The organism is Streptomyces sp. NPDC059454 (assembly GCF_042749965.1).
Classification (GTDB): Bacteria; Actinomycetota; Actinomycetes; order Streptomycetales; family Streptomycetaceae; genus Streptomyces.
Genome location: NZ_JBHYVC010000055.1, coordinates 39,330 through 50,895 on the forward strand (window position 1 = coordinate 39,330; position 11,566 = coordinate 50,895).

Consider the following 11,566-nt stretch of genomic DNA (forward strand, 5'->3'; position numbering starts at 1 on the left):
GTCCCGGGACCGGGTCCAGTCCCGGGACCGGGTCCGTGCCCCGTGCGGAATTTCGCGCCCTGCCCCCGCGCAGCAGCCGTGCCAGTGTCATCGGTCCCCGCCCTCCCGCTCCCCCGAGAGCGGTACCGCGCTCAGCGCCCTCACCTTCCACTCCCCCTCGCCCGTGCGCGCCAGGACCGCCTCCAGGCGCTTGCGGTCGGTGGCCGGCTTCTTCGTCCCTGCGGGGGTGACCTCGACGCGGACGGTGACGATCAGCTTGGCCGTGCCGGCCCGCGTGTCGAGCGCGGTGACGGCCGCCTCGGTGACCGTGCCGCGCGCCGAGGCGCCCGCCTTCGCCTCGGTGCGGCCCAGTTCCTCGCGCAGCGGCCCGGTGGAGGCGTCGCGCCAGGCCCGGATGCCCTTCTCCGCCCGCTGCCGGGTGGAGGCGTCGAGGGTGGTGAGCACGGTGATGCCCGCCCGTCCGCCGGCGAGCACCCGGTCGCGCTCCCGGCCGTACGCGAGCGCGTCGTCGGTGCGTGCCTGCCCGTACGTCCACGCGCCGGTGCCGAAGAGGCCGAGCGCCAGGGCGAGGCCCACGCCGGTGAGGATCCGGGCCCTGTTCATCGCGTGCTCCCGCCGGCCGGGGCGAGGAGGCCCGCCATGTCCCCCGGTGCCTCGCCGTCCTGGCCGGGCAGGGCGAGGGCGCCGGGGAGTGCGGCCGGTCCGCCCGTCCGTGCCCCGCCGCTGCCGGAGGGCAGGGATCCGGGCCTGGCCGGCTCGGGCACCGGGCCGCCCTTCGGGGCGTTCGCCGAGCCGCGCACGTTGAACCCGTCCGCGGCGGGGGCGGTGCAGGCCGCGCCGGTGTTGAGGGCGGGCGTGGTGCCGAGGTCGAGCCCGTTGCGGTAGCGCGTGGCGCCGTATCCGGCGGTGCAGGGCAGGGGCTTGAAGAAGGTGACGGCCATGCCGAGGTTCAGCTTCCCTCCGTCGACGGCGGTGGCGCCGGCGGCGACGGCCGCCGGGTACTTCACGAGGAGTTCCTCCGTGCCGCGCTGCCGGGTGACGGCGATCTCGGAGGTGGTGAGCAGATTGGCGAGGACGACGCCCAGGCTCGGGTCCAGGTCCCGCAGGACGCCGCTGACCTGGGTGGCGGCCTCGGGGGTGACGGTGAGGAGGCGGCGCAGGTCGGCGTCGGAGCCCTTGAGGGTGCGGGCCAGTTCCTCCGCCCCGACGGCGAAGTCGCGGATGGCCCGCTCCTCCTCGGCCTGGGTGCGCAGGACGGTCTCGCCGTCGGTGATGAGCCTGGTGGTGGACGGCAGGGCGCGGTCGGCGGCCTCCACGAAGGCGCTGCCGCTGTCGAGCAGCACCTGGAGGTCGTCGCCGTGGCCCTCGAAGGCCTTGCCGAACTCGTCCACGACCGTGCGCAGGTCGTCGAGCGGGACGGAGCGGGTGAGGTCGTCGACGCTGCGGAGCACGTCGGTGACGGGTCTGGGCACCTGGGTGTCGGCCTGTTCGATGCGGGCGCCCTCGGCGAGGTAGGGGCCGCCGTCGCTCTCGGGCCGCAGGTCGATGTACTGCTCACCCACCGCGGAGAGCCCGGCGACCACGGCGCGGGTGTCGGCGGGGATGCGCGGGGCGGACTTCTTGATGCGGAGTTCGGCGACGACACCGTCGGCGGTCAGGCCGATCGGTCCGACGCGGCCCACGGAGACGCCCCGGTAGGTGACGTCGGAGTGGGTGAACAGTCCGCCGGTGCGCGGGAGTCGCACGTCGACGGTGTAGTGGTCGGCGACCCCGACGTACCGCCCGAGGTCGGCGTAGCGGATGCCGAGGAAGGAGAGGGCGAGGACGGCGACGACGAGGAAGGCGAGGTTCTTCAGCCGTACGGCGAGGGTGATCAACCCGGCTCACCTCCCCGGGCGTCCGCCGGATCCGCCGACGTCCCGGTGACGGGGACGGAGGGCAGGGGCAGCGGGGAGGAGTGCGTCGGTGAGGGCCGCCGGGACGGGGCCGCCGACGGCGCGGCGGATTCCCGTTCCCCGTCCGCCCGCTCCCCGGACCGCCCCTTCCCGGCCGCTCCCGGCCCGCTGCCCGCCGGGGCGGAGGGCGAGGCCGTGCCCCGCGGCACCAGCGGCGGGATCACCTGGGTCCCGGGCACGGCGACCATGTCCAGGTACACGTTGAGGTAGTCGCCCTTCACGCCCCGCAGCACCTCGTCGGTGAACGGGTACGTCAGCAGCACCTCCAGGGAGTCGGGCAGGTCGGTGCCCGCGTCCGCGAGCGCCTTCAGGGCCGGCGCGATGGCCTTGAGGTCGGCGATCATGTCGTCCTTGCTCGCGTCGATGGTGGTGACGGCGACGCCGGAGAGCGTGTCGAGGGAACGCAGCATGGTCAGCAGTGAGCCGCGCTGCCTCTCCAGCGTCTTCAGGCCGGGTGAGAGGCCGGTGAGTACGGTGCCGACGTCGTCCTTGCGGGTGGCGAGGGTCGTGGAGAGCCGGTTGACGGCGTCGAGGGCGTCGGTGATGTCGCCCCGGTGGTCGTCGAGGTCGGTCACCAGGGTGTCGACCCGTTTCAGCACGGAGCGGACCTCGGGCTCGCGGCCGCCGAGCGCCGTGTTGAGTTCCCGGGTGATGGTCTTGAGCTGGTTGACCCCGCCGCCGTTGAGGAGCAGGGACAGCGCGCCGAACACCTCCTCCACCTCGGTGTTGCGGCTGGTGCGGGAGACCGGGATGACGGCCCCGTCCGCCAGCCTCGCGGCTCCGGACTTCCGGTCGGGCGCGACGAGCTGGACGTACTTCTCGCCCAGCAGGCTGGACTGTTCGAGGCGGGCGGTGGCGTCGGCGGGCAGCCGTACATCGCCGTTGATCTTCATGGTGACCCGGGCCGACCAGTCGTCGTGGCCGAGTTCGACGGCGGTGACCCGGCCGACGGCGACGTCGTCGACCTTCACCGCGGACTGCGGCACCAGGCTGAGCACGTCCCGGATTTCCGCGGTGACGGTGTAGGGGTGGTCGCCGAGGTCGGCGCCGCCGGGCAACGGCAGGTCCTCGATGCCGTCGAAGCGCGGCGGTTCGACGGTGACGGCGCCGAGGGCCAGGGCGAAGCCGAGGCCGAGGGCGATCAGTCCGCCCAGGGTGAGGCCGGCGGCGCCGCCCGTGGTGAGCACGCCGCGCTTCACCGCCGCGGCTCTCGGGCCGGAGTTCCGCGTGCCGCGCCTCATCGCTCCCCCTCCCCGGTGGCGGCGGAGCCGCCTGTCGCGGGCAGCGGCAGCAGCGGTCCGCCCATGCTGATCTCGTTGAGGTTCGCGCGGCCGTCGAGGGTGCGGGTGTCGGGGTTGTAGGCGTCCACGACGTTGCCCGCGGCCAGCGGCGCCACGTCCAGCGCCTCGGCGAGCGAGGTCCGCTGCTCGACGAGGGTCCGGGTGAGAGGGACGAGCCGGTCGACGTTCTCCTTCAGCTCGCCCCGGTTGTCCTCGATGAAGGTCTTGATCCGGCCGAGGGCGGTGCCGAGTTCCTCGAGCGCGCCGGCCAGGTCGTCCTTGTTGTCGGCGAAGAAGCCGACGACCTCGTCCAGGCGTTCCTGCGCGGTGCGCACGCCGGTGTCCTTCTCCTTCAGCATGGTGGTGAAGGTCTGGAGGCTGCGCAGCGTGCCGAACAGGTCGCCGCTGCTGCCGTCGAGGGTCCTGGCCGCCTTGCCGAACTCCTCGATGCTCTCGCCGATGGCCTCGCCGTTGCCGTCGAGGTTGGCGGCGCCGGTGCTCAGCAGTTCGGACAGGGCGCCACTGGAGTTGGCGCCGTCCGGGCCGAGGGCCTCGCCGAGTTCGGTGACCGAGTCGTAGAGCTGGTCGATCTCGACGGGGGTGCGGTTGCGCGCGGCGGGCAGGACGGCTCCCTCGGCGAGGGCGGGGCCCGAGCTGTGGGCGGGGGTGAGCTGCACGTAGCGGTCGGCGACGACGCTCGGCGCGACGACGACGGCCCGCGCGCCCTCGGGGACCTTCACGCCCTCGTCCAGGAGGAGGCCGACGCGCACCGTGGTGCCCTGCGGCCGCACCGACTCCACCTCACCGACCCGCACACCGAGGATGCGCAGGTCGGACCCGGCGTAGATGCCGACGGCGCGGTCGAAGTAGGCGGTGAGGCGGGTGCCGTCGGAGGAGAGGACCCGGACGGCGGTGAGGCCGCCGGCGGCCAGCACCGCGAGGGCGAGCAGGCCGGTGAGGACTTTTCTGCGTCTGCTCATCGCTCACCGTTCCCCTGGGCCGCCGCCTGTTTCGGCGGCAGGCAGCCGGTCTCGGGCAGGGACGTCTCGGGCAGGTAGTCGCGGGGCACGACGCCGCACAGGTAGCTGTCGAACCAGCGGCCGTTGCCCAGGGTGTTGCCGACGAGGCGGTAGTACGGGCCGACCAGCGCGAGGGTCTTGCCGAGCTGGGCGTTGTTCTTCTCCAGGACGCCGGTGACCCGGCCGAGGGCCTTGAGGGTGGGGCCGAGCTGCTTCTCGTTGTCGTCGACGAGGCCGCTGATCTCCTTGCCGAGTTCCCTGCTGCCCTTGAGCAGGGCCCGGATGGCGCCGCGGCGGTCCTTCAGTTCGCCGAGCAGGGAACCGCCGTCCTCGATGAGGGTCTCGAAGCTGGACTTCTTGTTCTCCAGCGTCTTGGTGAACCGGGCGCTGCCGTTGAGGAGTTCGGAGAGCTTCGCGTCGCGTTTCGAGACGGACTTCGACAGCGCGGACAGGCCGTCGGCGGCGGTGCGCACATGGGGCGGGGAGTTCTCGAAGGTGTCGGAGAGGGTCTCGAAGCTCTCCGCGAGCCGCCGGGTGTCGATGTCCTCGACGGTGGAGCCGAGGTCCTGGAACGCCTGGGTCACGTCGTAGGGGGAGGTGGTGCGGGCCAGCGGGATGCGGCTGCCGGGGTCCTGCCGGGCGGAACCGAGCGGGTCGAGCGCCAGGTACTTGTCGCCGAGGAGGGTCTTGATGGCGATGGCGGCGGTCGTCCGGTCGCCGATCCAGGCGTCCTCGACCTCGAAGGTGACCTTCACCCTGTCGCCGTCGAGGGCGACGCCGGTGACCTCGCCCGCCTTGACGCCGGCGATGCGCACCTCGTCGCCCTCTCCGAGGCCGGCGGCCTCGGAGAAGTCGGCGCTGTAGTGCGTACCGCCGCCGAACGGCAGCCGGTCCACGTGGTAGACGAGGACGGCGAGCAGGGCGAGGGTGAGCAGCCCGACGACGGCGACGGCGACGGGCTCGCGTTCCTTGACCGGCTTGGACCACGGGCGCCGGGCCCCGGTGGTCCGCTCGCGCCGTGCGAAGGGTCTCATCCGCGGCACCTCGATTCGGTGATCGCGATGCCGGTCGGCGGCTTCGAACCGTCGGAGGTGGTCACTCCGCTCACCCGCGCCTCACAGAGGTAGAGGTTGAACCACGATCCGTAGGAGGACAGGCGGGCCAGGGCGGTCATCTTGGCGGGGGTGCGCTCGAGGAAGTCCTCGATCTGCGGCGTGTGTGCGCCCAGGTTCGTCGAGAGCCGGCCCAGTTCGCGGATGTCCTGCTTCAGGGGGGCGCGTCCGTCCTCGAGGAGACCGGCGGTGACGGTGGTCAGGTCGCCCATGGCCTCGACGGCCTCGCCGAGGGGTTCGCGGTCGTCGTTGAAGCCGGTGACGATGTCCCGCAGGGTGACGACGAGGTCGTCGAAGCTGTCCTCGCGGTCGTTGAGCGTCTCCAGGACGGTGGTGAGGTTGTCGACGACCTGGCCGATCACCTTGTCCTTGGCGGCGACGGTCGTGCTGAGCGAGCCGATGTGGCGGATCAGGCTGTCGACGGTGGCGCCCTCGCCCTGGAGCACCTGCACGACCGATCCGGCGAGTTCGTTGACGTCCTTCGGGGACAGCCCTTCGAACAGCGGCTTGAACCCGTTGAAGAGCAGCGTCAGGTCGAGGGCGGGTGTGGTGCGGTCGAGCGGGATGGTGTCGCCCGCTTCGAGCGTGCCGGTGAGGTCGCCGCTGCCGCGGTCGAGGGCGACGTAGCGCTGGCCGACCATGTTGAGGTACTTCACGGCGGCGGTGGCCGACCGGGGCAGCCGGCGGTCGTCGCGGACGGTGAAGGTGACCTGTGCGGTGCGCCGTCGCACGACGCGGACGTCGGTCACCTCGCCGACCTCCACCCCGGAGATCCGTACGCTGTCGCCGTCGACGAGTCCGGTGACGTCGGTGAACAGGGCCCGGTAGGTGTGGGTGCCGGTGCTGACACCGGTGTTGGCGACACTGAGGCCGAGCACGGTCGTGGCGAGGCCGGTGACCAGCACGAAGACCAGGGACTTGAGCAGCGGCCCGGTCAGCGGGCGGCGCCGGGTGTGCGCGTTGTCGGGGCCGGTCATCCGAGGGTCACCTCCGTGCCGCGGTAGGCCGGGCCGACGAGCAGGCTGCTCCAGTCGGGCAGATCACCGGGGTGCCGGCCGGCGGCGGGTGCGAGCAGTTCGTTGACCAGGTCGTTCTCCTGTGGGGAGTTGGCGGGCCCGAGGTCCTGGCCGACCGCCGCGGACGCCTGTGCGGCGGGCCGGGCGAGTGGGCCGAGGTAGGGCACTGAGGGGCAGCGGGGGCCGCCGCCGGAGTCGTACACCGGGGTGTCGCGGCCGGGCAGGTAGGCGCCGCGCGAGGGGACGGTGGTGACGTCGACGTGGATGCCGGGCCGGTCGGTGCCCTTGCCGAGCGCCTTGTCCATGGCGGGCACGAACTCGGCGAGGGTGCGCAGGGTGCAGGGGAAGGAGGGGGAGTACTCGGCGAGCAGTTCCAGGGTGGGCCTGCTGGTCGCGGCGAGCCGGACGATGTTGTCCTTGTTCTTCCTCAGGAAGGCCGTCACGTCCTCGGCCGTCCGGGTGGTGGCGCCGAGGGTGTCGGCGTAGGCGGCCTCCTGTTCGGCGAGGGTGCCGCTGGTGGTGGTGAAGTCGGTGAGCGCCGTGATGATGTCGGGCGCGGCGTCCGCGTAGACGTGGCCGACCTTCACGAGGTGCTTGAGGTCCCGGTTGAGGGTGGGCAGGTGGGGGTTGAACTCCTCCAGGTGCGCGTCCAGTTGCACGAGCGTGTCGCCGAGCCGGTCGCCGCGTCCCTCCAGGGCCCGCGAGACGGCCGACAGGGTCGCGGACAGCTTCTGCGGCTGGACCGCGGTGAGCATCGGCAGGACGTCGTCGAGGACCTGCTGGAGTTCGACGGCGTTCTCGGAGCGGTCCTGGGGGATGACGGCTCCGGCGGCCAGCGGCCGGCCCGAGGGGGCCTCGGGCGGCACGAGGGCCACGAACCGCTCGCCGAACAGGGTGGTCGGCAGCATCTGCGCGCGGACGTCGGAGGGTACGTCGTCGAGGGCGCCGGGCTTCATCGCGAGGGTGAGCCGGGCCCCGTCACCGGTGGCGTCGATGGCACGGACCTCGCCGACGACGACGCCGCGCAGTTTGACCTCGGCGCCCAGGTGCATCTCGTTGCCGACGCTGCCGGTCTCGACGACCACCGGGTCGGAGTCGGTGAACCTCTTGTCGTAGACGGCGACGGCCAGCCAGACCAGCAGGGCGGGCACCAGCAGGAACACCACTCCGGCGGACCGGCGGCGCAGCGTGTCGCCTCGTGTCGCGCTCATCTCACCCCGCCACCTTCACGGTCGTGGTCGCGCCCCACAGGGCGAGCGACAGGAAGAAGTCGGTGACGCTGATCAGCACGATGGCGTTGCGCACGGACCGGCCGACGGCGACGCCGACGCCGGCGGGGCCGCCCGTGGCGCGGTAGCCGTAGTAGCAGTGGGCGAGGATCACCATCACGCTGAAGACCAGCACCTTCAGCACCGAGAGCAGGACGTCCGTCGGGGAGAGGAAGAGGTTGAAGTAGTGGTCGTACGTGCCCCGGGACTGGCCGTTGAACAGGACGGTCACGTAGCGGGAGGCCAGGTAGGAGGAGAGCAGCCCGATCGCGTAGAGCGGGACGATGGCGACGACCCCGGCGATGATGCGCGTGGTGACCAGGTAGGGCATGGAGCGGATCCCCATCCCCTCGAGGGCGTCGACCTCCTCGTTGATGCGCATGGCGCCGAGCTGGGCGGTGAAGCCGGCGCCGACGGTCGCCGAGAGGGCGAGTCCGGCGACGAGGGGGGCGATCTCGCGGGTGTTGAAGTAGGCGGAGACGAATCCGGTGAACGCGGCCGTGCCGATCTGGTCGAGGGCCGCGTAGCCCTGGAGTCCGACGACGGTCCCGGTGAAGAGCGTCATCGCGGTCATCACGCCGATGGTGCCGCCGATGACGCCGAGGCCGCCGGAGCCGAAGGCGACCTCGGCGAGGAGGCGCTGCACCTCCTTGAGGTAGCGGTGCAGGGTCCGCGGGATCCACAGCAGCGCCCGGGCGTAGAAGAGCAGGTGGTCGCCGGAGCGGTCGAGCAGGGCGAGCGGGGAGGCCATCGGGCCTCAGCCTCCCTTCGGCGGGACGATCTGGAGGTAGACGCCCGTCATCACCATGTTCACGAAGAAGAGCAGGAGGAAGGTGATGACGACGGACTGGTTGACGGCGTCGCCGACGCCCTTGGGGCCGCCGCGCGGGTTGAGGCCCCGGTAGGCGGCGACGATGCCGGCGATGAACCCGAAGACCAGCGCCTTGAGTTCGCTGATGTACAGGTCGGCCGGCTGGGCGAGGGCGGAGAAGCTGGACAGGTAGGCGCCGGGGGTGCCGTCCTGCATGATGACGTTGAAGAAGTAGCCGCCGAGGGTACCGACGACGGAGACCAGCCCGTTGAGCAGGACCGCCACGCCCATGGTGGCCAGGACCCGGGGCACGACGAGGCGTTGCACGGGCGAGACGCCCATGACCTCCATGGCGTCGAGCTCCTCGCGGATCTTGCGGGAGCCGAGGTCGGCGCAGATGGCGGAGCCGCCGGCGCCGGCGATCAGCAGGGCCACGATGAGCGGGCTCGCCTGCTGGACGACGGCGAGGACGCTGGCGCCCCCGGTGAACGACTGGGCTCCCAGCTGCTGGGTCAGGGAGCCGACCTGGAGCGCGATGACGGCGCCGAAGGGGATCGAGACGAGGGCGGCGGGCAGGATGGTGACGCCCGCGACGAACCAGAACTGCTCGATGAACTCGCGGAACTGGAAGGGTCTTCGGAAGAGGGCGCGGCCCACTTCGGCGGCGAGCGCGAAGAGCCGGCCGGTCTGCCGCAGCGCGCCGGTGATCATGCGCCGCCCCCGGCCGCGGGCATCGGCAGGGTGGCCGCCTCCGCGTTGCGGGCGTAGCTCTCCCTGATGGCGGAGCGCGCGGCGGACGGCAACGTGTCGATCATGCTCATGACGCGGTCATGTCGCCGGGTGACGGCACGGCGCGGCGGGAGGCCGGGCGACGGCTCCAGCTGCGGGACGATCGCCCGGGGCACGGCGGGAGCGGAGGAGGCGGCGTCCGCCTCGGCGGCGAGGGTGGCCGCGTCCTTCTCCTCGGACATTCCGATGGGGCCCTCGCGCCGGCCGCCGAGGAACTGGGCCACGACCGGCTCGTCGCTGGTGAGCAGCACCTCGCGCGGACCGAAGGTGACGAGTTCGCGCCGGAAGAGCATCCCCATGTTGTCGGGCACGGTGGCGGCGATGTCGAGGTTGTGGGTGACGATCAGCATCGTCGCGTCGATCTGCGCGTTCAGGTCGATCAGCAGCTGGGAGAGGTAGGCGGTGCGGACCGGGTCGAGCCCGGAGTCCGGTTCGTCGCAGAGGATGATCTGCGGGTCCAGCACGAGCGCGCGGGCCAGGCCGGCCCGCTTGCGCATGCCGCCGCTGATCTCTCCCGGGAGCTTGCCCTCCGCGCCCAGCAGCCCGACGACCTCGATCCGCTCCATGACGATGCGGCGGATCTCGGACTCCTTCTTGCGGGTGTGCTCGCGCAGTGGGAAGGCGATGTTGTCGAAGAGGGACATGGACCCGAAGAGGGCTCCGTCCTGGAACATGAGCCCGAACAATTTCCGGGTCTCGTAGACATCCCTTTCGGGACTGTTCACCATGTCCACCCCATTGATGAGGACACGGCCCTTCTCGGGTTTGATCAGCCCTATGAGCGACTTCAGGAAAACGGTCTTCCCGGTGCCGGACGGGCCCAGCATCACGCTCACCTCTCCGGCAGGGAGGGTGAGTGTCACGTCCCGCCAGATGCTCTGCTTGCCGAAGGACTTGGTCAGACCCTCGACCACCACTTCGATTCCCATTTCACCTCCAGCGGACGTGTGGCTTCACGCGCGTCGCCGGCGCACGTTAAGTCGACGTGGAACGTACTGACAACGGGTGCGGCGCGGGTTTCCCACCGCCCTTCCGGGTTTTGTCACCGCGCAGACAACATGCCGCACCCGCACTTGTCTCCGGGGAGACAGGCAGGGTCCCGCGGCTCCGGGGGGTGTGGCTCCGCGAGACCCTGCCGACGGACGTCCGGCCCGGTGGAAGGGCGTGGCCGGAAAGCATCCGTCATGGCTCCGGCCGACGGGGGCCACCGACCTGGAACCGAGCACCGCACCGGCACGTTACGGCCGAGTAACCTCGGCGGGCAATAGCGGAATCCGAGTTTTCCGGGGGGCCCACTCCGGCCACGGAAAACCTGTCAGGACGCAGATAAAACACGTCCTCGAAACTGTCACCGAGTGAGCGGAGCGGCTCGACGGCGGGCGTTCGGCGGGAGACTTCCGGACGTCGGCCGAAAATCTCGACATTGACGCCGGGTGAGTAAGACGCCCCGCAAACCGCTCACCCCGGAAACAGTTGCTTCCGCTTTCCAAAGAATCATGAACGGCGGCATTGTTCGGCTAAGTTTCCCGCAAGTAACGTCATGGTTCGCGGACAGGGAACACCGAGCCGCGGGCCGCACGGCCGCCCCTCGATCGCTTCGGCCACGGCCCATCTCTGCCGGTCAATCCACAAGGAGACTCCCCGAGCCATGAAGAAAACCCTCAGAAGGACCGCTGTCGTGGCGGGTGCGGCCACGGCCGCCCTCGGCCTCGCCCTCTCCCCCGCCTCGGCGGTGCCGTCCACGGTGTGGACCGTCACCCCCGCGGGCAACTACACGGCGACGAACAGCGGCAACATCGTGCTGACCGCCACCATCCCGATGACGTGCACGACCTCGGGCGCCTCGGGCACCATGGCGAGCAACACCGGCAACCCGGCCCAGGTCGCCACCATCAACGCCATCAACTTCGGCACCTCCACGACGCCGTGCACCAGCGTCCTGGGCAACGTCACCACCGTGGCGGTCACCCCCTGGACCGTCGTCGCGCAGGACTACACCGCCTCGACCGGCGTCACCAAGGGCTACGTCGGCAACGTCACGGCCAACGTGACCGCCGGCGTCTGCAAGTTCACGGTGAAGGGCAAGGCCTCGTCCACCTACACCAACTCCACCGGCATCCTGGCCGTCAACAGCGTCGCCGGCGAGCTGACCGTCAGCAACCCGGTCAACTGCGGCACGGTCATCACGACCGCCACCAAGCCCCTCTTCAGGGGCAACTACGCCATCAAGGCGTCGAACGGCACCATCCCGAAGATCGTCGGCACCAACCCGTAAGGCGCCACCCGCCCGCGAACGCCCGGCCGGCCCGCCCGCTG

At 71.4% G+C, this 11,566-nt stretch carries 11 protein-coding genes; 1 reads left to right on the plus strand and 10 read right to left on the minus strand.

The genetic code is table 11. The features are described 5' to 3' along the window. Positions 1–87: 87 nt before the first annotated feature. From ACFXAE_RS28345 to ACFXAE_RS28390, 10 genes are read right to left on the minus strand one after another with little or no spacing between them, the layout of a single operon-like run. On the minus strand, positions 88–603 hold the full coding sequence (locus ACFXAE_RS28345) for a hypothetical protein (protein ID WP_384719858.1): 516 nt from the start codon (positions 601–603) through the stop codon (positions 88–90). Beyond that, complete coding sequence (locus tag ACFXAE_RS28350; RefSeq protein WP_384719860.1) at positions 600–1,877, minus strand: MCE family protein; 1,278 nt, start codon at positions 1,875–1,877, stop codon at positions 600–602. The genes ACFXAE_RS28345 and ACFXAE_RS28350 overlap by 4 nt, the downstream gene beginning before the upstream one ends. Then, positions 1,874–3,196, minus strand: a complete 1,323-nt coding sequence (locus ACFXAE_RS28355; RefSeq protein WP_384719862.1) for an MCE family protein — start codon at positions 3,194–3,196, stop codon at positions 1,874–1,876. The genes ACFXAE_RS28350 and ACFXAE_RS28355 overlap by 4 nt, the downstream gene beginning before the upstream one ends. Continuing rightward, on the minus strand, positions 3,193–4,215 hold the full coding sequence (locus ACFXAE_RS28360) for an MCE family protein (RefSeq protein WP_384719864.1): 1,023 nt from the start codon (positions 4,213–4,215) through the stop codon (positions 3,193–3,195). The genes ACFXAE_RS28355 and ACFXAE_RS28360 overlap by 4 nt, the downstream gene beginning before the upstream one ends. Further along, on the minus strand, positions 4,212–5,288 hold the full coding sequence (locus ACFXAE_RS28365; RefSeq protein ID WP_384719866.1) for an MCE family protein: 1,077 nt from the start codon (positions 5,286–5,288) through the stop codon (positions 4,212–4,214). The genes ACFXAE_RS28360 and ACFXAE_RS28365 overlap by 4 nt, the downstream gene beginning before the upstream one ends. Continuing rightward, on the minus strand, positions 5,285–6,343 hold the full coding sequence (locus ACFXAE_RS28370) for an MCE family protein (RefSeq protein ID WP_384719868.1): 1,059 nt from the start codon (positions 6,341–6,343) through the stop codon (positions 5,285–5,287). Before ACFXAE_RS28370 ends, ACFXAE_RS28365 begins: the two co-directional genes overlap by 4 nt. Beyond that, the gene (locus ACFXAE_RS28375) at positions 6,340–7,593 is read right to left on the minus strand and encodes an MCE family protein (RefSeq protein ID WP_384719870.1); all 1,254 of its coding nucleotides are present in this window, start codon (positions 7,591–7,593) and stop codon (positions 6,340–6,342) included. Before ACFXAE_RS28375 ends, ACFXAE_RS28370 begins: the two co-directional genes overlap by 4 nt. Position 7,594: 1 nt before the next feature. Then, a complete protein-coding gene (locus ACFXAE_RS28380) occupies positions 7,595–8,401 on the minus strand; it encodes an MlaE family ABC transporter permease (RefSeq protein ID WP_384719872.1) in 807 nt (268 codons plus the stop codon). Positions 8,402–8,407: 6 nt separating this feature from the next. Next, a complete protein-coding gene (locus ACFXAE_RS28385; RefSeq protein ID WP_384719874.1) occupies positions 8,408–9,172 on the minus strand; it encodes an MlaE family ABC transporter permease in 765 nt (254 codons plus the stop codon). Continuing rightward, complete coding sequence (locus ACFXAE_RS28390; RefSeq protein ID WP_384719876.1) at positions 9,169–10,179, minus strand: ABC transporter ATP-binding protein; 1,011 nt, start codon at positions 10,177–10,179, stop codon at positions 9,169–9,171. Before ACFXAE_RS28390 ends, ACFXAE_RS28385 begins: the two co-directional genes overlap by 4 nt. 719 nt (positions 10,180–10,898) lie before the next feature. Between ACFXAE_RS28390 and ACFXAE_RS28395 the strand changes: the two genes are divergently transcribed. Next, positions 10,899–11,525, plus strand: coding sequence for a hypothetical protein (locus ACFXAE_RS28395; RefSeq protein WP_384719878.1), 627 nt, complete (start codon positions 10,899–10,901; stop codon positions 11,523–11,525). Positions 11,526–11,566: the final 41 nt, after the last annotated feature.

Excerpts from the sequence above, each read along its gene's own strand:
- ACFXAE_RS28365 (WP_384719866.1), bottom strand. The coding sequence starts at position 5,288 with ATGAGACCCTTCGCACGGCGCGAGCGGACCACCGGGGCCCGGCGCCCG.
- ACFXAE_RS28355 (WP_384719862.1), bottom strand. The coding sequence starts at position 3,196 with ATGAGGCGCGGCACGCGGAACTCCGGCCCGAGAGCCGCGGCGGTGAAG.
- ACFXAE_RS28370 (WP_384719868.1), bottom strand. The coding sequence starts at position 6,343 with ATGACCGGCCCCGACAACGCGCACACCCGGCGCCGCCCGCTGACCGGG.
- ACFXAE_RS28375 (WP_384719870.1), bottom strand. The coding sequence starts at position 7,593 with ATGAGCGCGACACGAGGCGACACGCTGCGCCGCCGGTCCGCCGGAGTG.
- ACFXAE_RS28345 (WP_384719858.1), bottom strand. The coding sequence starts at position 603 with ATGAACAGGGCCCGGATCCTCACCGGCGTGGGCCTCGCCCTGGCGCTC.
- ACFXAE_RS28390 (WP_384719876.1), bottom strand. The coding sequence starts at position 10,179 with ATGGGAATCGAAGTGGTGGTCGAGGGTCTGACCAAGTCCTTCGGCAAG.
- ACFXAE_RS28360 (WP_384719864.1), bottom strand. The coding sequence starts at position 4,215 with ATGAGCAGACGCAGAAAAGTCCTCACCGGCCTGCTCGCCCTCGCGGTG.
- ACFXAE_RS28395 (WP_384719878.1), top strand. The coding sequence starts at position 10,899 with ATGAAGAAAACCCTCAGAAGGACCGCTGTCGTGGCGGGTGCGGCCACG.
- ACFXAE_RS28385 (WP_384719874.1), bottom strand. The coding sequence starts at position 9,172 with ATGATCACCGGCGCGCTGCGGCAGACCGGCCGGCTCTTCGCGCTCGCC.
- ACFXAE_RS28380 (WP_384719872.1), bottom strand. The coding sequence starts at position 8,401 with ATGGCCTCCCCGCTCGCCCTGCTCGACCGCTCCGGCGACCACCTGCTC.